The organism is Paraburkholderia sp. SOS3 (assembly GCF_001922345.1).
In the GTDB taxonomy this organism is placed as follows: domain Bacteria; phylum Pseudomonadota; class Gammaproteobacteria; order Burkholderiales; family Burkholderiaceae; genus Paraburkholderia.
The window spans coordinates 3725093-3746434 of sequence record NZ_CP018811.1; the positions used below are offsets into that span (position 1 = coordinate 3725093).

Here is a 21342-nt window from a genome sequence, read left to right on the forward strand (position 1 = left end):
CGTGCTCGGCATCGAGCGTTTGCAGAGCGTTGCACCGCTGGGTCTCACACCGGGTTCGGCACGAGTTTTTCTTCGGGAAAGCCATGGAGACGAAATCGCTGTTGCCGCAGCAGCTCTCGCGAGACATCAATCAGCTCGGTATCGCGCTGAAGGATTGTGCGCGGCAGTTGCGCTATGCGGCCCGCAATGTGCCAGGCCCGCTGCGCGGCGACAACTCGAGCGAAGCGCAAACGGCGCAGACTACGGCCGGGCGCCCGCCGCTTACGTCACAGCGCTCGCCGCTCTCCTCGCTTCCCTCGCTGTCGCTTGAATCGGTGGCCCATCTCGCCGACGATCTGCTCGAAAGCGCCGAATCGTTCGCGGGCCATGCGGTGCCGCCGCTGCAGGACCACTGGAAGTCGCCGGTGCCGTTGGCATCGCTGACCACTTATCTCGGCGCATCGAGCAGCGACACGAAGGCGCAGCGCAAATTCTCGATGTCGTACTACGCGGCCGCGAAGCGCATGATCATGCAATGCGGCGCCACCGATGTGCTGATCTTCGAACACCGCGTGAGCCATGCGCTCGATCATGCGCGCGCGGCGCTGGCGAGTTCGCGCGAACGTTCGATCCAGTCGTCGTTTGCCGGCGGCACGGCGGCGCCGGGCGCGCTCGCGCGGCCCTGCGCGCAGCTCGCCGCATCGCTGATCGATCTGCAGCCGATCCGCAGCACGCGCTTCGATACACTGCCCGATGTCGGCGCGCCCTGGTGGCTCGTCACCGAGCCGAACGCGTACGTGTTTCTGATGCTGACGGTCGCGTCGCTGTGCAGGGAAACGTGCCCGAACGGCATCGTCACCGAGCCCGATGCGGTGCTGCGCTTTTTCGCCGATGTGATCGGCGCGCGCGAGACGGCGCTGCGCACTGCATTGAAAGAGCGCGACCGCGTCGGTGCGCTCGCCGATGAAATCGCCCATATCGTGACGCATCTGTGCTGATCGCCGCGCACGATCGTTTGCCTGGCCGTTTGCCTGGCCGTTTGCCTGGTCATTTACCTGACCGTTTGCCTCATTGCTGATCGCCGAACCCGGGCCAATCTGCCCGCAAAGGAGCCGCGCATGTTTCAGGCGCCGCGCAACAGCCACGTGCAGCCGCCCCGCACATGGGAGCACGTGCAGAAATTGACGCTATGCCGACAGCTGTTGCAGCAGTGCTGCGACGAATATGGCGCGCGTCACGGTATCCGCATCGAAATCGACAGCCGCCAGTTCACCGCGGCTTTCTTCGCATGGATCGATGCGCTCGCTCACAACGCCGATTATCGCCAGCGCAATCCGCGCGACTTTTTCCAGTTCGCATACGGCGTGCTGTTACGCGATCTGCTGCACGAAAAGGCCGTGCGGGTCGTAGAAAATCCGCTCGGGCACGTCGTCGATCAGGCCAGCGGCGACATGCGCTCCGCGCCGGCATCGTCGGACGATATCGCGCACTGGTGGCCGCCCGGCTACATGCTCACGTACTTCTGTATCGGCATGTTGAAGCGCACGCTGCGCGAGGAATGCGGCTTGCCGATCGAGCCGTCGGATGCACTGGCGCAGCCCGCGGTATGGCAGTCGTTCCGCGAGAATCTCGTCGAGGAACCGGCGCTTGCGATCGCGTACTTCGACAAGTTCATGGGCATCGAGCCGAACTGGCGCGAGCCGGGCTTCGTCGCGAACCGGCCGGCCGCCGCGCGGCCGCTGAAAAGCGTGCGGCCCGTCTGAGCCTTTCGCGCCCGGCGCCTACGCGCAACGGCGCCTTCCGCAACCGGCAACGGCGCTTTCCACCTACGGCAACGCCTCCTTCCGCCTACGCCAGCGCCGCCTTCAATCGCGCGCCGGCCAGCGGCAGGTCGCGAATACGTGCGCCAGTCGCATCGGCAATCGCATTTGCGAGCACGGCCGCTGCCGGACCCTGCGCCGCTTCGCCGACGCCGAGGAACGGCAATCCGGGCCGGTCGATCAGATGCACCTCGACGCGCTTCGGCACCGACGAAAAGCGCATGATCGGATACGTGCTCCAGTCGTAGCTCGTGATACCGCGCGTGTCGAAGGTCGTCTGTTCGTAAAGTGTCCAGCTCGTCGTTTGCAGGATGCCGCCCTCCACCTGATTGCGCACGCCGTCCGGATTCACGATCTGCCCGCAGTCGATCGCGGCGACCGCGCGTTCGATCGCGACGCCGCCCGTATCGCGGTCGACGGTAATCTCCATCGCGATCGCGCAATACGCCATCAGGTTCTTGTACTTGGCGAACGCGAAGCCGACGCCGCGACTTGCACCGCCTGCACCGTCGGCACCGGCGTGTGACGATCGCGCCGCTGCCGGCACGCGCCTCTGCCATCCGAAGCGTTGCGCGGCAAGTTGAATCACGTCGCGTGCGCGCGGATCGTCGAGATGCTTCAGACGGAATTCGACCGGATCCGCTTGCGCGACGAGCGCGAGTTCATCCATCAGGCTTTCGATCGCGAAGATGTTCATATGCGCGCCGAGCGAGCGCATCGCCGATACGCGTATCGGCATGTCCGGCAAGAAGTGATTCTGCACGTGCAGGTTCGGCACCCGATACAGCGGAATGCTGTTGCGGTCGCCGCCGCCTTCGGGCATCGGAATCGGCTTCGGCGGCGCCGGTGTGAACGGCTGCGCGAGCAGCTGCGCAGGCAGCAGGCGCCCCGCATTGTCGATCCGGTTGTTATGCGTGTTGCTCCACAGCTCGTAACGCCAGTCGACGATCGTGCCGTTCGCATCGAGCGATGCGCTCGCATGCGTCGTCATCGCGGGGCCGAACGGCTCCCACGTGTGCTCCTGCTCGCGCATCAGCTGCACGCGTACCGTGCGGCCCGGCATCGCGCGCGCGATCAGCGCGGCATCGGCGGCCACGTCGTCCGCGGCGTTGTGACCGTAGCATCCCGAACCTTCAACGTGGATGCAACGCACCTGCGCCTTCGGCAGCGACAGCATTTCCGCGAGCCCCGCGCGCAGCGGAAAAACGCCTTGCGTGTGCGACCACACGGTCAGCGATCCATCTTCGAAACGGGCGAGCGCGCATGACGGGCCGATCGAGCCGTGCGTCATATACGGCTTGCTGTAGCGTACATCGAGCGTATGCGCAGCCGGCGCCGCAGCGCCGTTCTGATCCGCAACCCTGATTTCCTGCGCGGGCAGCTTCATCAGCGTTTCGTGGATCGTCGACGGATCGGGCAGCGCCGGCCCTGCCTGCCACTGCGCGGCCGCCATCAACTCGCGCATCGCGACGATCGCCTGCCATTCGTCCACCGTGACGACGGCGAGATAGTTGCCGTCGCGCACCACCTTGAGCACGCCGGGCAAGCGCTCGACATGCGCCGCGTCGAGCGCGGCCAGCGTCGCGCCGTATGCGGGCGGGCGCACGACGCGCGCGTGCACCATCTGCGGCATGCGCATGTCCTGGATATAGCTCGGGCCGCCCGTCACCTTGCCCGGAATATCGACGCGCGGCAGCGTATGGCCGACCACATGGAACTGCGCGGGCGGCTTCAACGGCACGCCGGGCTGCGCATTCCGGTGCAGATTCGTGCCGCGCACCGCATCGCCATACGACAGCCGGCGGCCGTCTGCCGCGACGATCTGGCCGCCTTGCGTGGTCAGCATCGACGCCTCGACATGCAGCTGAGCGGCCGCCGTCTGCAGCAGCAGTGCCCGCACCTGCGCCGCCGCATTGAAGATGGCGGTGCCGCTGTCGGCGACCGAATGGCTGCCGGCCGTGTAACCTTCGTTCGGCGTTTCTCCGGTGTCGGCGGTAAGCAGCGCGATCGACTGCGGCTCGATGTCGAGCTGCTCGGCGGCAAGCTGCAAAAACGCAGTGCGAATGCCGGTGCCGAGTTCGGCCTTGCCCGTGCATACCGTGACCTTGCCCGCCGTGTCGATGCGAATCCATGCGTCGAGCTGCGGCGTCGTCTTCAGGCTGCCCGGCAGCTTCGGCGCGAGCGTGGTGAACGTGCCGGCTTCGGTCGTCGTGCTCTGCGCCCACGCATCGCGTGGCCGCGGCAGCAGCGTGAAGCCGACCAGCAATGCGCCGGCAGTCAGGAAGCGGCGGCGGCCGGCGTCGATGTCGGGCTCGCATGCCGTGTCTTGCGCGCCGTTCTGCGCAATATCGTGTTCCGTACCGATGCCGCCTGCTGCGTCATCGTTCATGACTGGCTCTCCACCCGATGCTGCCCGCTCATGTTCGATGCCGCTTGCCGGATCGCCGCGACGATCCGCATATGCGTGCCGCAGCGGCACAGATTCGGCTGCATATGCTCGCGAATCTGTTCGTCGGTTGGCGCATCGACGCGTTCGAGCAGCGCCTGCGCGCGCATCATCATCCCCGCGATGCAGTAGCCGCATTGCGCGGCCTGCTGATCGATAAACGCGCGCTGCAGCGGCCCCGGGTGCTCGATGCTGCCGAGCCCCTCGACCGTGCGCACGGCGCGCCCGTTGCATGCGGCGACCGGCAGCAGACACGAAAACACCGGCTCGTCGCCGACGATCACCGTGCACGCGCCGCATTGCCCGAGCCCGCACCCGTACTTCGCGCCATTCAGTTGCAACTGGTTGCGCAGCACGTAGAGCAGCGGTGTGGACGGGTCGACGTCGATGTCGTGACGGACGTTGTTGACGGTCAGCGTCATCATGGTTCAGCGGTCTCCTTTCTGATACGCGCGACCGCGGCGGCATCGAGGCCCGGCCACGGCGCGTGCGCGCTGAAACGCGCGCGCGTGTAGTTCGCGAGGTCGGCGATCTGCGCGTCGGTGAAGGTCTGCGCGAACGGCGGCATGAAATGCGCGGCGGCGCTGCCGTGCCAGCCGATGCCGTCGAGAATCATCCGCACCGCGTTGCGCGGGCTATCCGCATTGACCGCCGTGCCTTGCGCGAGCGATGGACGCTCGCCATGCGTCGTCATCGGCGCGACGGTGCTGTGGCACGACACGCACGCCGCATTGAACAGCGTCGCGCCGTTCGCGAGCGCCGCCGGCGGCGCGAGTGCCTCGAGGTCGACGGGTTGCCGATGCGCGGTCGTAGTTGCAGCGGTCGTAGCCGTGGCCGCAGCGGTCGTCGCGTTGCTCGCGCCCGCGCGCGTTTGCAGCGACATCACGTAGGTCGCGATCGCTTCGGCATCTTCGAGCGGCGCCTTCGCGAGCGACTGCGTGACAGGCAGCATCGGTCCGGCCGCCGCGCCGTGCTCGCTCGCAAATCCGGTGCGCAGATACGCGACGAGTTGCGTATGCGTCCACGGCGTCGGCGCTTGCCAAAGCTTCGTCAACGCGGGCGCGTCCCAGCCTTCGAGCGTGCCGCCCGCAAACGGCGCGTCGCGCTTTTCGGCGCCGAGCCGGTTGAGCGGCGTATGGCATGCGGCGCAATGCGCGACGCCGTCGACGAGATAACGGCCGAGTTGCCATTGCACCGCGTAGGCGCTATCGGTCTTGTCCGCGACGCCGGCATCGGCGGTGGCCGCGGCCGATGCGGCGGCGCCCGCCGCAGCCGGCACCGGCGCGGGTTCGGTGGCAGCTGCGGTGGCAGCTACGGTGGCAGCTGCGGCGGCAGCCCCCGAACCCGGCATCGACCGAGCCGCATCCGCACCGACCACTGCCGACGAAATAGCGGGCGCGACGGCCGGCGCCGCTTCGGCGCGCTCTGGCCCGCGCCGCAGATAAAGCATGTTCCAGCCCGCAACGAGCGGCCGGAAATTCAGCGGAAACACGAGCCGGTTCGGCGGTGCGGTCGCATGAACGGGCGCGCGCGACATCATGAACGCATAGAGGTCGGCGATATCCGCCGCGGTCATATGCGTGAAGTGCGGATACGGAAACGCCGGATACAGCAGATGCCCATCGCGCGATACGCCGTCGCGCATCGCGCGCGTGAACGCATCGAGCGTCCAGTCGCCGATGCCGGTTTGCGGGTCCGGCGTGATGTTGGTCGCGTAGATCGTGCCGAAAGGCGTCTGCAGCGGCCGTCCGCCCGCGTAAGGTTTGCCGTGCGCCGAGGTATGGCAGACGATGCAGTCGCCGAGCGCCGCGAGACGCGCGCCGCGCGCGATCTGCGCAATATCGGCCGCATGCGCAGGCGGCGCCGTGGCCGGATCGATCGCGGGCTCCCATGCGCGCGACAGCCCGGCGGCAACCGCAAGCACGACAGCGACGAAGACGATCTTTCCTCTCATTCGACCTCCAGACATGGCGCCATCGACGATACAGGCTCATCCTTTCAGCGAGCCTTATCGCAACGCCGTTGCGCGCTTGTCCCTCTGGTTGATTCCGGTTATGGGTATTGCGTTCCGGTCCACAGTCGAGTCGTATGATGCATCGGCCGGGCAAAAGCTGCCCGACGGACATCGCGCGCGGTCCACTGAAGCGATAGCGGCCTTGCGCGGAATCGACGCCGATATTCGCCGCGAATCTCGCACGAGCGCTCAATGTTCTACTTTGCCTCTTCGCGATTCGCTCGCAACGGAAAAATGAGCAGCGCGGCCAGCACACCGATCACGCCGCCGATCACGGTCTCCCACAAGCGCGCCAACAGATACGGCACCGAGTGAACCCCGTCCGCGGCCAGCGTGATCATGAGAATGAACGCGAAGGCGCCGCATGCGACGTCGTAGCGCTCGGGCAGGCTCATCGCGTAGACGATCATCGCGAGCGCCGCGAGCGCCCAGACCACGAGCGGCGCATGCTCGGCGAGCGGCAGGCACACGATGCCGAGCGGCACGCCGACCATCGTGCCGACAATGCGCTGTCGCGTACGCAGCACGGTGGCCGTCGCCGACGCGGCCACGACAAACGTGCAGCCGGTAATCGCCCACGCCGATTCCTCGAGCCCGATCAGCTGATTCAGCGCGACGACGATCAGCGCGCCTGTGGCTGCCTGCAGTCCCATCACGAATTCTGGCGGCCAGCGCCGTGCAAACCCGGGCGGCACCGGCGGCACGGCGGTAAACGCCGCGAGCAGCGCGGGATGCTCGGCCGGCCCGCTCAACAGACGCGGCACGATCGAGCCGAGCATCGCGATCAGCACTGCCACGGCGATCGCCGGCACATCGGGCGGTCCGAGCGTCATCGCCGATGCATAGAGCTGGCCGATATAGATCTGCGCACCAAGGCCCGCGCCGAGCACGCCGAAGCGCTTCATATAGCCGACGCAGAACGCGCCGCTGACGAGCACGATTTCGGGCCCGGCCCGGCCCGCGCCGGTCAAGGACGGAAGCAGCGCGGCATAGAGCGCGGCGCCGATGCCGGCCGCGATGCACAGCAGCGCGAGATCGCGGCTCGATTCGGCGCGCGTGGTCTTCGCTTCGAACACGCTTGCCCAGAGCGCGAAGCTCGCGGCGAGCGTCGTCAGCATCGCGCCCTGCTGTACTTCGCGCGTGACGTCGTGCAATGCGCCGAGCGCGGCGGCAATGCCGTACGCGGTAACGAGGCGCAGACCTTTTACGCGGCGATGCGTGCCCGGGTCGATGTGCTCGAACCAGGCCTCGAGCGCATGCAAGGGTTGCGCGAGGAACCGCCGCGTAGAGGCCCGGAGCGCGTCGCCCGCGGCGCCGGCGGCGCCGCGAGGCATGCGGCGGGCATGCGGCCGCCCGGCCTGCGCGCGGTCGTCGGGCCGCGGTTGCATTGCATCGACCTGCTCACGATCGTCCATGACCTCGACACTGCCCGTAATCGACACAGTGTCTTTATAGACGCTTTGCACACCGCACCGCAATGGCGGGAAGCACCGCACGCAATGCGCTGCCGCCAGCAGCGGCCGAAGCGGTGCCGGCCGCTCTCGACGATCATTCTTGCCGCGGCGGACGGCCGGAGTGCATGGCGAACGTGGCCGGATTCAGTTCGATATGCAGAATCACGAGCCAGCGCTTCGGGCAATCGGCGGCGATGCGCAGCGCACGCTCGTTGCCGTTGCGAATGGCCTCGTCGATCTTCACATAGCCCTGCTTGCGCGCGCATCCGAACGCGCGGCGTGCATCGGCCTGCAGCCACAGCGTCAGCAAACCGCAGGTCATGCAGCTGAAAAGCCACACGACCTCGTGCGGCAACGAACTGTCGAGCTGCTGCGCGACGTACGTAAAAGCGGTCGTCAGCACCTGATTGACCGCGAACGCGATCGCAATCACCTTGCACATGCCGCGCAGCATCATCGATGGCCGCGCGTACACGATCAGCGCACCGGCGCTACCGGTTCGATTCATGCGATTCATGCGGCACGCGGAAAAGTCGGGCACGGCAGTTCGAGGCGGCGCGACCAGTTCGCGAGCGTGCGCGCGGCGACCGGCGGCTTGCTCAGAATCGCGCTGTCGTAATCGCGATCGGCAAAGCGCATCACGTCGATAATGCGAAAGCCCTGACTGCGGTAGAACTCGAGCAGATGCGCGGCCGGATAAGGCGTATCGAGCGCCAGTTGCGCATAGCCGCGGATCGCGGCCCAGTGTTCGGCAAACGCGATCAGCGACTTGCCGATGCCGCGGCTTTGCCATGCCGGCTCGACGCCAAACTGGCGCAGCGTCGCGACCTGCTCGACGCGATAGTGCTCGCAGGTCGACTCCGCGTCGCGCGCACACAGCGTCATCGTGCCGACCACCTGGCCGCCGCAGACCGCGACGAAGCAGTCGCCGGCTCGCGCGCGCTGCTTCGTCGCCGACGGCGTCTGGGCGGCGCACAGGCAGTTCAGGCCCATCATGCCGAGCCGCGCGAACGCGCGATGCAGCATCGAGGTCAGTTGCCCGTACGAGTCGCGCGACGGGTCGAAGCGGCGCAGCACGACGCTTCCGGGGCCGCTGCCACGCTGAACGGTTGCGATGCGGGAAGCGTGTTCTGTCTGATTTTCAGCCGCTACGCGTTGCTTGTGCATGAATACCTCCAGACTTCGCTCGTTGCTCGAAGTCCTGACTTCATTGGAACATCGGTTGATCGACGGAAGGCGTAGCGGTCGGTGGGCGGTGCCGCCGCGTATCGCGCGCGCGCCCATCCCGGCATCAATGCGCGCCCGCCAGTTCGGCGCGCAGATCCTGCAGCGCGTTGCGGGCCTGCGCAAGCCGCTCGACCAGTTGCGCCGACGCCCGCGTGAGCGGCATACGCGTTTCGTCCGTGAGCGGATGGTCGAACGCGAGCATCGCCTTGATCGCGGCGGGGTTGGGCGCCGCAAAGAGCAGGCGCAGCAACGGCGCGAGATTGTCGAAAAGCCGCTTTGCGTGGTCGTCGCGGCCGTCGCGGTGCAGTTCGCCCACCTCGACGAGCAGGTCCGCGCAGACATGCGCGCTCGCGAGGATGCCGCCCGCGCCGCCCGCGTCGAGGCATTCGACAAACGCGTCGTCCGTGCCGCACAGCACGTTGAGCGGCAGACCGCGCAGCGCGGCGAACTGATCCTTCACGCATTCCTTGATCGCGACGACGTTGTCGAACTCGAGCAGCCGGTCGACGGTTTGCGTCGCGATCGCGACGCCCGTGCGATGCGGCACGTCGTACAGCACGATCGGGCGTTCGGTTGCGCACGCAACCTGTTCGAAGTGCCATTGCACGCCGGCCTGATCGGGACACACGTAGGCAGGCGCCGATACGAGATAACCGGCGCAATTCCAGCGCTCGTAGCGGCCGATCTCGCGCACCACGTCGCGCGTATCGAAGCCGCCCGCGCCGATCAGCACCGGCAGGCGGTCGCCGACCACGTCGAGCAGCGCCTGCAGCACGGTCACGCGTTCGCTTTCGGACAGCAGGGCCGCCTCGCCGGTCGTGCCGAGCGCGACAAAGCCGCTGATCTCCGTGCGCAGGTAATAGTCGGCAAGACGCTGCAAGCCTTCGGTATCGACGTCGCCGTTGCGAAACGGCGTGACGATCGGCAGCCAGATACCGGAGACCATCAGTGCGCCTCTTTCAGGGAGCCGATACGCTCGAGTGAGCCGATCAGCGCCTCGGGCACCGATGCGATCAGCGTATGCATCGTGAAAGCCAGGTCTTCGGGGGCGATCGAGAAGAGTACGCGCACGCCGTCACGGACGACTTGCGTGCCGACGACGTAGACGCCTAGCGGCGAGTGCAGCAGCGATCTGAGTTGCAGGCGCGCCTCGCTTTCGGATTGCCCGATCAGCGTAACGGGCAGCAGCACGCGCGACAGCGGAAAAGGGATGACATTGTTGCTGCGCTCGGCAGGCTTTACGGCGCGTGAAAGGGAGCGTACGGAATCGGGGACTTCGGACGGTTGAGAGAGAGCCATGATGAGCGGTCAATCCCGCAGTGGTGGGTCAAGACAGTGACGAGATTAGCCCTGCGGGTATAAATGCGGTGCAAAAAAGCGGCAGTCTCGCGAAAAAAACGCAGTGCACACACTGACAATTTCCGTACGGCCGCCGGCAATGCAAGCGCCCTTTGCCCATCCTGCCGGCGCCTGCCTGTCTGGCGCCTCTTAGCACCGTTTCAACTTGATGACACGCGAAATCTGCCCTGTCGTGAAGCTGCTGTTGCGCGCATATGGCGCGCATTCGAGCGGCGCCGTCAGCGACTGGTCGGTCGCATACTGGCCGACATAACGGAAACGATCGGTTTCCGAGCGGATAAACACGGGGATCGGGTTCGTCTGTTTGGCGAGCGTGCGGCCGGCGGCACGCGCGGCCGCCCCGCTGTTGCAAAGAACCACGTCAGGCGCCTGCGGATTGAGATCCATGCGCAGACATGCAGCCACCACTTTGCCGCGACGGGTCGGCAGAAACGCGTGCTTGCTGCCGCCGCACACGGTGTGAATGTATTCGCGAGAATAGTCTTTGCCGATTTCGAATTCGTCCATAAAGGCCTCCAGAGAAGCGCTCGAAGCGAAACCGCTTCAGCGCAGAGACCAGGACGATAGCGAAATCCGCCTAAAACACTTGTCAATTCGGCGCGAGACGCGATAAAGGACGCGTATTTTTTCGTCGCGTGTTCGCCTATCGCTGCGTCAGTCCTGTTCGCACACGCGCGCAAGCGCCCGATCCATCGCCACCGCATACAGCGGATCCAGTGCATGACCCGTAACGTAATCCTGCGTGGCGCGCGCCAGTTGCGTGCTGCAATCGGCCTGTGCACGCAAGGTCTTCGTATCGGCGAGCGCCTGGATAAAGCCTTGCTGCAAACGGTCCAGCTCCGGACGAATGTCCTTCTTCAGATCCACGCGTTTTTCGTCGGGCGCCTGTCCGGCGCGGTGCCATTGCGCGAGTAACCCGTATTGCACGAGTTTATTGGCTTCGATCTGGTCAGCGAAGAAATGCGTGGCGAGCTGCGTCGGCACACCGAGCGCGCGCGCCTCTTCGGCGGCGGCCTTGATCACGTCCGCCTCGCGCGGCAGGTCTTCGACGGGCTTATGCGAGTCCCACTTCGACAGTGCGACCTGCCGCGCGATATGGAGACGCGCAACGGTCATGTCGAGCAGCGGAAGAAACGGCTGGTTGTTCGTCGGCGCGCTTTCGGACGGCGGCGCGGCAAACAGCAGAACGGCGGCGAGCGGAGTAACCAGAAAACGCGATTTATGAAAACTGAACTTCAGCATCAGTCAGGTCCTTATGCAGAGGGATGCGGGCGCCGGCACAACGGCCCGCGAAGGCGCGGGCTGCGCCCGGAGCCCCAATAACGTCTGTCGCACAGGTCTTATTCCACAGCATCGAACTTTCATCGAGCCTGCGCGCAACGGCTCGAGCGCGGCGCATCTTCGACAAGTTTGTCCACCCTACGTTCAGACCGCGCGGCGCAAGATCAACTGTCAGAACCGGTAGTCAAGCTTCAGCGTTGCCGCCTGCGCCGATGCATGGCTGGTCGCGATCAATGCGTCGTAACCGATCGACACGGTCAACGCTTTGGTCGGCTGCAGGCCGACGCTGACGCCCGTGGTCAACTGGTCGCGCGGCAGGTTCGTGCCCGGCGCCGCGAACAGCGTGCCGTCCTGCGCACCGACCGTGACGACGCGCCCCGTGCTGAGCAGTTCGCGCGCGTAGCCGACCCGCAACTCCAGATTAACCGGCTTTAACTGGTTACCAAAACTTTTGTCAAAAGTGAGTTGCACATACGGCTGCAAACTGCGCACGTTGTCCGTGCCGACGTTCAGATCCTGGCCATTCGCGCCGCTCTCGCTAAAGCCGTTTGCATGCAGATACGAAAAGCGCATACCGATGCGCGGCGTGACTGTCACGCTGCCGATCGAAAGCGGCATCGCTGCCTGCGCAGCCGCTGTGGCTTCCTGCCCGATGTGATCGCCCTCGGCGGTGCCGAGCGGACCGAACGGCCGCTTCTGCGACAGAAAATCGACACCCGCGCCGACCACGCCGGACACATCGACGGGCCCGATCGTACGGCCGCCGTAGAACGCCGCGCGCACCGTATCGGTCGTACCGGAATCGCCGGTGCTGTCTTCGCTGATGTCGCTGTGGTTGTAGCTGCCCGAGAAGCCGACCGTATACGCGCCCACCTGATGATCGAGGCCCGCGATAAAGCCGTAATTGCGCGCCTCGAAGCCGGGCTGGCCACGCGTGCCGTGCACACTGGTTTGCGAACCGGTCGCGTCGATCCATACCGATGAACGCGACGAACGCGACGAGCGCGACATCGCCGCGCCGCCAAGCGGCAAGCGCTCGAGCAGCGCGGCGTTGGCCATCTGCGCCGACAACGCGAGGTTGGTGCCGAGCGCGGTGAAGATGCTCGTGTCGATCGGCGCGACGACTGTCGTGCCGCCGCCCGCCGAACCGCCGCCGGGCGCGCCGCCGTCGGCAGGCGGATCGCCGCCGGGTGGCTGCTGCGCATCGCCGGCCAGCACGAGATCGACTTCGTTCGCGCCGTATTGCACCGACTGCTGCAGCGCACCGAGTTGCGCGCCCGCCGCGACCGTGCTCGACACGCTGGAAAAGGTTCCGTTCACGCCTGCGCCTGCCGTGACGATTGCATAACGCTTCGGCTGATACGTGCCGGGGTCGTACAGAACCTGCAGCCCGCCGTTCAGCGCCGCGGTGCCGCCCACATGCAATTGCGAGCCGGACGTCGGGCTCACTTCGATCGCGAGCGACGCGCCGCTCGCCTGCGAATAGTTGCCGCCCACGGTCAATGTGCCGATCGAGCCGCCCGGCATCACGACGCCGTTATTGACCACGTTGCCGGTGATCGAGCCGTGACCGCGCAGCGTACCCGGCGCATCGACGATGACATCGCCGCCGAGTTGCGCGCCCAGATTATCGATATCGCCGACCGCGAGCGCGCCCGACATCACTTCCGTCACGCCGGAGAACAGATGACTGTCGCCGTTCAGCACGACGGAGCCCGTGCCTTGCTGCACGATTCGCCCCGCGCCCGTGACGTTTCCGGCATAGGTGATCGCATCGGGCCGGTTGAACACGAGCAGACCGTCGTTGACCGTGTTGCCGACCAGGTCGCCCGCGGCCGTGCCCTGTCCGATCGTCAGGATGCCGCCCGACGACACGACCGGATTCGTCAGCGATCCGAACAGATTTTGCGTGCCGCCGGAGAGCACCTGCGTGCCGCTCACGGACGCGCCGCTCGAGACGATCTGCAAGCCGCCGCTTGCGACGACCGAACCGTTGGCCGTGCCGCCCGATTGCACGTCCTGTGTGCCGCCCGACGAGACCATCGTGCCGGAAGTGACGCCGCCCGCGCCGACCGTTTGCGTGCCGCCGGAGGCGACCATCGTGCCCGACGCGACACCGCCCGAACCGACCGTTTGCGTGCCGCCCGACGAGACCATCGTGCCGGAGGCGGCGCCGCCCGAACCGACCGTTTGCGAGCCGCCCGCGGCAACCGTCGTTCCCGAGGCGGCGCCGCCTGCGCCGACGGTTTGCGACCCGCCCGACGCGATTGCCGTGCCGCTTGTCGTACCGCCGCTCGCAATCGTCTGCTGCGCACCGCTGCCGACCGATGTGCCGACGGTCTTCCCGCCCGACGACACGACTTCGCTGCCGCCGCTGCCGAGCACCGTGCCGCTCGCGGTGCCGCCGGCGACGATCGACGTGCCGCCGCTCGTGACGATGGTGCCGCTTGCCATGCCGCCCGAAGTGACGATGCTCGAGCCGCCGCTGCCGACCGAGGTGCTGCTTGCCGTGCCGCCGGCCGACACGAGCTGCGTGCCCCCGCTTAGCTGCGTGCCGCTCGTCTTGCCGCCCGACGAGACGGTCTGGGTGCCGCCGCTGTCCACCTGCGTGCCGTTCGCGACACCGCCCGACGCTACGGCCTGTGCGCCACCGCTGCTCACGTGCGCGCCGCTCGCGCTGCCGCCCGCCACGTTCTGCTGGCCGCCGGACGCCACTTGCGCGTTCTGCGACGAACCACCCGAAGCGACGATCTCGACACCGCCGCTGCCGACCTGCGTGCCGCTCGTCACGCCGCCGGACCCGACTGCGACGCTGCCGCCCTCCGACACCGTCGTGCCGCTTGCCGTGCCTGAAACGGTCTGCGAGCCGCCGCTCGCGACTTGCGTTCCGACCGTCGTGCCGCCACGCGATACGACTTCGGAACCGCCGTCGACCACCGAGCCGCTCGCCGTGCCGCCGCTCAGTACATTCTGCACGCCGCCTGAATGGACGGTCGTGCCGTTCGCCGTGCCGCTTGCGGAGATGAATACGGTGCCGCCGCTGCCGACCGACGTGCCGTTCGCGCGATCGCCCGCGAGCACGGTCAACTGGCCGCCGTTTTCGACGAGCACGTTTTCCGCGTCGCCAGCGGAGATCACGAACGCATTGCTCGAATTCGTCCCGGTGACCGTGGCCGACGTGTTGGTCATCAACGCAGCGCCGGCAAGCTGCAGCACATCCGTTGCGCTCGCACCGGCCGACACGGCGAGCGTGCCGCCTCCCGACACCGTGGTCGCGGATGCGCTGCCGCCCGTCAGCACGGTCTGTATGCCGCCGCTGTCGACAACCGCGCTCGACGTCGTGCCGCCCGCCGAGACGATCAGCCGGCCGCCACTGCCGGCCGTGGCGGAGATCGCCGAATCGCCATCGAGCACGGTGAGTTGACCGCCGTTCTCGACGATGACGTCCGACGCCACGCCATTGGAGATCGTGAACGAGCCGCTCGCGTTCGTGCCGTTCACGGTCGCCGACGTGTCGGTGATCAGTGCAGCGCCGGCGTTTTGCGCGACGTTCGTTGCGCTGCCGCCGCCGGACACGATCAGACGGCCGCCATTGTTCACCGTCGTGATGGTCGCGGCGGCGCCCGACGATACGAGCAATTGCCCGCCGTTGCTGACCGTCGTGCCGTTCGCGCTCGCCCCGTTCTCGATCGTCGCGCTGCCGCGCGTGCCGAGCTGGGTGCCGCTTGCGCTCGTTGCGCTCAGCACATCGAGCGAACCGCCGGCTTCGAGATACACGCCCTGCGCAACGCCGTTCGCGATCGAGAACGGGTTCGTCGTGCCGTTCGCGGCGTTGGTGCCGTCGATGGTCGCGGATGTATTCGTGATCAGCGCAGCGCCCGCCTGTTGCGTCACGTTCGTCGCGATGCCGCCCGCCGACACCGCAAGCGTGCCGCCGTTGCCGACCGTCGTCGAACTGGCCGAGCCGCCCGCCATCACGACCGCGGAACCTTGATTGACGATGTGCGTACTGGAGGCGCTCGTGCCGGACAGCACGGTCAACGTGCCGCCGTTTTCCAGCAGCACGTTGTTTGCCGTGCCGCCCGAAATCGCAAAGGTGCCACTGGCATTCGTGCCGCCGACGCTCGCCGAGGTGTCGGCGATCAGCGCTGCGCCGCTCGACTGTGTCACCCCCGTGGCGCTCGCGCCCGCGGACACCGCGATCGTGCCGCCGGAAAGCACCGTCGTACCGGTCGCCGAACCGCCCGCCGACACGGTCTGGCGGCCACCGGCGCTGACGGTCGCGCTCGTCGCCACGCCGCCGTTCGATACGTTCTGCGTGCCGCCGTTGCCGATGTGCGCGGAAGTGTCGGTGCCCTGCACGTTCGCGGTGCCGCCCGCCGACAGCGTGGCCGACAGCGACGCGCCGCCCGCGGATATCGCCAGGGTGCCGCCGCTGACAATCGCCCCGACCGCCGAGCCGGCGCTGCCGATGTTTTCCTGTCCGCCGTTGCCGACCGTCGTCGCGCTCGCGACGCCGCCCGACGAGACGTTCAGCGTGCCGCCCGCGCCGACGGTGGCCGACGTGTCGGTACCTGCGAGATTTTCGATGCTGCCGGCGTCGATCGTCGTGCGCGTTGCGCTGCCGCCTGCGGAAACGGTCAACGTGCCGGCGTTATTGAGCACCGCGCCGATTGCCGAACCGCCCGCGGCGACGTTCTCACTGCCGCCATTTATCGTGCTTGCGCTCGCCACACCGCCCGACGAGACGTTCAGCGTGCCGCCCGCGCCGACGGTGGCCGACAGATCCGTGCCGGCGACATTGTCGATGCCGCCCGCGCCAAGCGTCGTACGCGTCGCAGTGGCGCCGGCCGAAACCGTCAACGTGCCGCCGTCGACGTTCGCGCCGATCGCGGACCCGCCGCTATCGATCAAGCTCTGCGCGCCGCCGAGCAGCGTCGTCGCGCTCGCCGTACCGCCCGAGGACACGACCTGCGATGCGCCGCTCGACAACGTTGCCGAAATATCGGTTCCGGCGACCGAATCGACGCCGCCGGACAGCACCGTCGTGCGCGTCGCGCTGCCGCCGGCCGAGATATCGATGCGCCCGCCGCCGCTGACCGTGGTCCCGCTCGCGACGCCACCCGCCGAGACCGACACCGCGCCGGTGCTGTCGACCGTCGTACCGTTGGCGATGCCGCCGCCGGCGATCATTTGTGTCGACCCGTCGCTCACGACCGTGCCGCTTGCGATGCCGCCCGACACAATCTGCTCCGATGATCCGCCGAGCAAAGTGGTGCCGCTCGTCGTGCCACCCGCCGAAACGATGGCGGCGCCACCGCTGACCGTCGCACCCCGCGCCGCGCCGCCGGACGACACGACGAGCGAGCCGCCGATGCCGACGCTCGTGCTCTGCGCAACACCGCCCGCAAAAATGGCTTGCTCGCCGCCCGTGCCGACGCTCGTACTGTTCGCCACGCCACCCGACAGCACGTTCTGCACACCGCCCGCGGTGACGCTGTCGCCGATCGTCGTGCCGAGCACGCCTTCGGTGCCGCCGATCGTCGCGCCGGTCTCGGTGTCGCCCGCGGCCACCGTCGACTGCGCGAACGCACCGGGCGCAAACCAGGGCTGCACGGTCAGCGCCGCGAGCAGCATGCCGAGCAGGCGCGAGCACCGGCGATAGCGCCGGCCGAACGCACGACCGGCGTGCACGCGGCGCCAGGTGAATGGCTTCATGCTTTCTTCTTCCCCGAATTCCTTGCTGCTTTTCTTGTGCTTCTTCGTGTTCCTGCTTCGTCGTGTTCCTGCTGCTTCAATCCGCCGCCACGGCCGCCGGCTGCTCGCCGAACCCCGGAATCCGCCGGATCGTACCAATCACCTGCTCCGCCGTAATGAGCCGCGTGCATTCGAACTGGCGCGGCGTATTCGCATGGCGCGGACACCACAGGAAATCGTGGTGATCGAACTGCACGCGCACGTCGTTCCAGCAGCTATTGCACGTGTGGTAGTTGATCACGCGATATGGCGTGTCGAACTCGTTGGTCGGATGCGTGAAGCCGCTGATCATCACGACCGGTGTGTGCATCGTCCACGCGAGCCACGACAGACCGCTGCTCAAGCCGACGAAGAAGTCGGCATGCCTGAGCCAGCGCGCGCGCTCGGCGAGCGGCCGGTCGCCCGTGAAATCCTCGGAACCGTACGGTATGTGATTCCACACGACACCGCTGCCATGTGTCGCCTTCTGATCGATGCAGATTACGCGGTAACCGTGCTGTTTCAGAAACGCCACGATTTCGCGCCAGCCATTCGGGTTGTTCCAGTACTTGCACTGCGTCGTGCTTTGCGCGGCGATGCAGATGTATTTTTCGGCAATCGGCCGGCTGTCGTCGGGCAGGACGATGTGCGGGCGCTCTTCCTGCGGATCGACGCCGAGGATGTAGGCGGCCGTGCGGTGCAGGCCGACGAGGCGGAAGTCGCACGGCTGCCGCACGTTCGCGTCGTCGGTGAAGAACAGACCGATGTTGTAGGTCGCATAGAAATCGTTCGGGTCGATCGCTTCGGGCGTCGCGAACGTGATCGACGGGTACGCGCCCCTGAAAAGCGGGATCAGCGCGTCGGCCATCACGCAGGTCAGACGGCAGCGATGCTGCGCTTCGAATTTCGCAACATACGGAAACCAGCCGAGCGTGTCGCCAAGCGTGCCGACCGGCAGATGCACGAGCACGTTGCGGCCCGTCAGGTCGAGGCGATGGCGGAACACCTCTTTGCCTTGCGACGAGACTTCGATTTCGAACGGCACGAAATACTTCTTGCTGCTCGCGACCACGCCGGCCGACAACTGCGTTTCGAACAGCGGGTTCGCCGTGGCGGTGTCGCGCAACAGCACGCGCCACTCGGCGTCGCCAGGCGGCAGCGTGACGCGGCAGCCGTCGTTGAAGTCGAAGCGGATGCCGGCGGGGCCTTCCTGTGTCGGCACGGACGGCGGGTTTTGAATCGGCTGTCCGCCTTCGCCTTTTGCGGTGCCATTGGCCAATACAGCGCTATCGGCTCTATCGCCGCTGGTCGCGCTAGCGGCGCTACTAGCACCGACGGCGCTCGCGCCGACCGGCACTTCCCCCATGGCCACGCCGTCGGCGGACCCCACCGCCGCGCGCGACTGCGCGTCTGCTTGAGACATAATCGATCCGAATGGTGAACGACACGGAATGGCCTTCTACTTGTAATGGGCGTTTTTCCGGTCGCCGTTATGCGAAAAAAGCCGGCTATTTAACCATCGGCCGATATGACCCGCAACCGGAAAGCACGCGGGCCTTCGGCCGCGATCGAGGAGCGCCGATGAGTGTGAGCATCGTCCAACTGGGTAAGCCGCGTGCGGCCGGCGAAGGGCTTCGCATCGGCACGGTGCGGCGTCCGCCGCGCGGCGTGCCGAAAAGCGAGTTCGGCACGCGCGACTACTACGACGTATGGCTGCCGATCCTGTCGCCGACCCCGGAGCTCGTCAGCGAGGCACTCGCCGCGAAGACCGACCGCGAATGGTCCGCGTTCGCGCGCAAATTCCGCGCGCAGATGAATAACGGCGATGCGTCGAAGGTGCTCGACACACTCGCTGCATTATCGAAAACAGCCGAATTTTCAGTCGGCTGCTATTGCGACGACGAGAACCGCTGCCATCGCGGCATCCTGCGTCGGTTGCTCGAGGACCGCGGGGCCGCGGTGAAATAGGCCAGTGCGCCGAAGCGCGCGTCTCAGCGCGACGAGCTCGTGCGCGGCAACCGCGGCATCGGGTCCCTGACATAGGTGTCGAGCACCTGATTCGCCGGGACCGGCTTGCCGAACAGGTGCCCCTGCATCACGGTCGCGCCCAGTTCGCGCAGCGCGTCGGCCTGCGCCCGCGTCTCGACGCCTTCGATCACGCACGTCATGCCGAGGTTCTGGCAAAGGTCCACGATGCTCTTTACGATCGCGCGCGCCGTCGGCTCGCGATCGATACCGGCGACGAAGCTGCCGTCCACCTTCAGCTTGTCGATCGGCAGACGGTGCACGCTGTTGAGGCTCGAAAAGCCGGTGCCGAAGTCGTCGAGCGAAATGCGCGCGCCCAGTTGTTTCAGCGCATCGAGCGCCGTGCGCGCCTGGTCGAAATCCTGGATCAACGCGGTCTCGGTAATTTCGAAGTCGATTCGATGCGGTGCGACACCGCTTGCGAGCGTCGTGCGGATCACATGATCGAGCGCGCCCGGCGCGGTCAGATCGCGCGCCGACAGGTTGAACGAGATGCGCACGACCTCGGGCCAGTTGCGCGCGGCTTCGAGTGCCTTGCGCAGCAACACTTCGGTGAGCGCGTGAATCAGGTCGCAACGCTCGGCCACCGGGATGAACACCGACGGCGCAACCACGCCGAGTTCGGGACTCGTCCAGCGCGCGAGCGCTTCGAACGCCATGATTTCACGCAAAGCCGTATCGAAGATCGGCTGGAAATGCAGCGAGATTTCGCGTTCGTAGTCCGCGCGCCGCAGGCAGTCCTCGATCTTGCTCAGATGGCGGATCTGCGTTTCGTGCTCGGGCGAGAAAATCACCGTGCCGCCGCGCCGATGCGATTGTGCGAAATGCAACGCGTAGTACGCGCGTTCGACGAGCTGGGTCGTCGTTTCGCCGGCCTCGGGGAAGTTCGCGAAGCCGATCGAGGTCGATAACCGCGCCGAGCCCTCGGGCAGCACATACGGGCGCTCGATCTCGCCGCACAGCATGTCGCCGAGATCGAGCAGTTGCCGGTACGCGGTCGCACCGACCACGATCAGCCCGAACTCGTCGCCGCCGATGCGCGCGACGCTCAGTTGCGGCGTCACCTGCGCGGCAAAACGCCGGCCCGTTTCGACGAGCACGCGATCGCCGAATGTCTGGCCGTAGAGATCGTTGATGCGCCTGAAGCCGTCGAGATCGACCACGCCGATCGCAAGACTGCCCGGCGCACGCGCCTGGCCCAACAGCGGCGCGAGATGCCGGTCGAGATCCGCGAAGAAGCGCCGGCGGTTCGGCAGGCCCGTCAATGCATCGAGATTCGCAAGCCGGAAGTTTTCGTCGCTCAAACGTTGCGTTTCCGCGTGCTTCGCGCGCAGCTGGATCTGCGATTCGACGAGATTCGTGAAGTCGCGGTAATAGATGAGCAGGATCAGCACCATGACAACCGCGACCAGCAGCACGTTGACCGCGATCGCGACGAGCACCGGGTTGTGCGTCGATACGAAGAACAGCACGAACGGCACGATGACGATCGTGGTCAGCAGCAGCGCCGCGAAGCGCATATGCATGAGACAGAAGATGCAGCCGATCACCGTCATCGCCATGTAGAACGCGACATGGCTGCGCGCATACGCGTCGCCGTAACCGTACAGCGACAGCGCCCATGCGACGAATGCCACGCCCATCCCGGCAATCATCCACACCATCGTGCGTAGACGCCGCGCAAGCTCTTCATCCGAGAACTTGCCGTGCCTCGAACGCAACCACACCGCGACGCGCACGACGCAAAACAGACACAGCAGCGCAGGCGCGTACACCGATAGATAAATGGGCGCGACGCCGACGTGCGTGATCGCGACCGTCGCTGTATTGACGATCAGCACCGCGTAAAGCAAAGGCACTTGCTGCAGGAACGCACGATATTGCGAGCGCCGCAGTTCGAGGCGAACTGCCGGTGCGATGCGCGAACCCGTCAACCTTCTGAAATAAGACATGCGCGCCCCGCTGCTTTTCCGCTGAATGTTTTAGGCCTCGCTACTCCCA

At 66.5% G+C, this 21342-nt stretch carries 16 protein-coding genes; 3 read left to right on the forward strand and 13 right to left on the reverse strand.

What is annotated here, in order from left to right:
* Positions 1-83 precede the first annotated feature (83 nt).
* Positions 84-977, forward strand: a complete 894-nt coding sequence (locus tag BTO02_RS16635; protein WP_075157957.1) for a hypothetical protein — start codon at positions 84-86, stop codon at positions 975-977.
* 120 nt (positions 978-1097) lie between these two features.
* On the forward strand, positions 1098-1742 hold the full coding sequence (locus BTO02_RS16640; protein WP_075157958.1) for a hypothetical protein: 645 nt from the start codon (positions 1098-1100) through the stop codon (positions 1740-1742).
* An 85-nt stretch (positions 1743-1827) separates the two neighbouring features.
* On the opposite strand, the gene BTO02_RS16645 is transcribed toward BTO02_RS16640, so the two are convergent.
* The 12 genes from BTO02_RS16645 to BTO02_RS16700 form a co-directional block, all read right to left on the reverse strand.
* On the reverse strand, positions 1828-4188 hold the full coding sequence (locus BTO02_RS16645) for a xanthine dehydrogenase family protein molybdopterin-binding subunit (RefSeq protein WP_083615158.1): 2361 nt from the start codon (positions 4186-4188) through the stop codon (positions 1828-1830).
* A complete protein-coding gene (locus BTO02_RS16650; RefSeq protein WP_075157959.1) occupies positions 4185-4670 on the reverse strand; it encodes a (2Fe-2S)-binding protein in 486 nt (161 codons plus the stop codon). Before BTO02_RS16650 ends, BTO02_RS16645 begins: the two co-directional genes overlap by 4 nt.
* Positions 4667-6199: a cytochrome c gene (locus BTO02_RS33885; protein WP_075157960.1), complete on the reverse strand. Its 1533-nt coding sequence runs from the start codon at positions 6197-6199 to the stop codon at positions 4667-4669. The genes BTO02_RS16650 and BTO02_RS33885 overlap by 4 nt, the downstream gene beginning before the upstream one ends.
* Before the next feature lie 257 nt (positions 6200-6456).
* On the reverse strand, positions 6457-7674 hold the full coding sequence (locus tag BTO02_RS16660; protein WP_232243380.1) for an FUSC family protein: 1218 nt from the start codon (positions 7672-7674) through the stop codon (positions 6457-6459).
* 133 nt (positions 7675-7807) lie between these two features.
* Positions 7808-8221, reverse strand: a complete 414-nt coding sequence (locus tag BTO02_RS16665; RefSeq protein WP_232243381.1) for a hypothetical protein — start codon at positions 8219-8221, stop codon at positions 7808-7810.
* Between the two features lie 5 nt (positions 8222-8226).
* Positions 8227-8880 (reverse strand): GNAT family N-acetyltransferase, encoded by a 654-nt coding sequence (locus tag BTO02_RS16670; protein ID WP_075157961.1) that lies wholly within the window; start codon positions 8878-8880, stop codon positions 8227-8229.
* Between the two features lie 124 nt (positions 8881-9004).
* Positions 9005-9886: a 4-hydroxy-tetrahydrodipicolinate synthase family protein gene (locus tag BTO02_RS16675; protein WP_075157962.1), complete on the reverse strand. Its 882-nt coding sequence runs from the start codon at positions 9884-9886 to the stop codon at positions 9005-9007.
* Complete coding sequence (locus BTO02_RS16680) at positions 9886-10239, reverse strand: hypothetical protein (RefSeq protein WP_075157963.1); 354 nt, start codon at positions 10237-10239, stop codon at positions 9886-9888. Before BTO02_RS16680 ends, BTO02_RS16675 begins: the two co-directional genes overlap by 1 nt.
* A gap of 189 nt (positions 10240-10428) precedes the next feature.
* Positions 10429-10806 (reverse strand): DUF6697 family protein, encoded by a 378-nt coding sequence (locus BTO02_RS16685; protein WP_075157964.1) that lies wholly within the window; start codon positions 10804-10806, stop codon positions 10429-10431.
* Positions 10807-10953: 147 nt separating this feature from the next.
* Positions 10954-11541: a chorismate mutase gene (locus BTO02_RS16690; RefSeq protein ID WP_075157965.1), complete on the reverse strand. Its 588-nt coding sequence runs from the start codon at positions 11539-11541 to the stop codon at positions 10954-10956.
* 210 nt (positions 11542-11751) lie between these two features.
* Complete coding sequence (locus BTO02_RS16695) at positions 11752-17298, reverse strand: AIDA repeat-containing protein (RefSeq protein WP_075157966.1); 5547 nt, start codon at positions 17296-17298, stop codon at positions 11752-11754.
* Positions 17299-17374: 76 nt separating this feature from the next.
* Complete coding sequence (locus BTO02_RS16700) at positions 17375-18739, reverse strand: autotransporter strand-loop-strand O-heptosyltransferase (RefSeq protein WP_232243382.1); 1365 nt, start codon at positions 18737-18739, stop codon at positions 17375-17377.
* A 158-nt stretch (positions 18740-18897) separates the two neighbouring features.
* On the opposite strand from BTO02_RS16700, the gene BTO02_RS16705 reads away from it, so the two are divergent.
* The gene (locus BTO02_RS16705; protein WP_075157967.1) at positions 18898-19284 is read left to right on the forward strand and encodes a DUF488 domain-containing protein; all 387 of its coding nucleotides are present in this window, start codon (positions 18898-18900) and stop codon (positions 19282-19284) included.
* A gap of 23 nt (positions 19285-19307) precedes the next feature.
* Here BTO02_RS16705 and BTO02_RS16710 read toward each other — a convergent pair whose 3' ends face one another.
* A complete protein-coding gene (locus BTO02_RS16710) occupies positions 19308-21293 on the reverse strand; it encodes a putative bifunctional diguanylate cyclase/phosphodiesterase (RefSeq protein WP_075157968.1) in 1986 nt (661 codons plus the stop codon).
* Positions 21294-21342 lie beyond the last annotated feature (49 nt).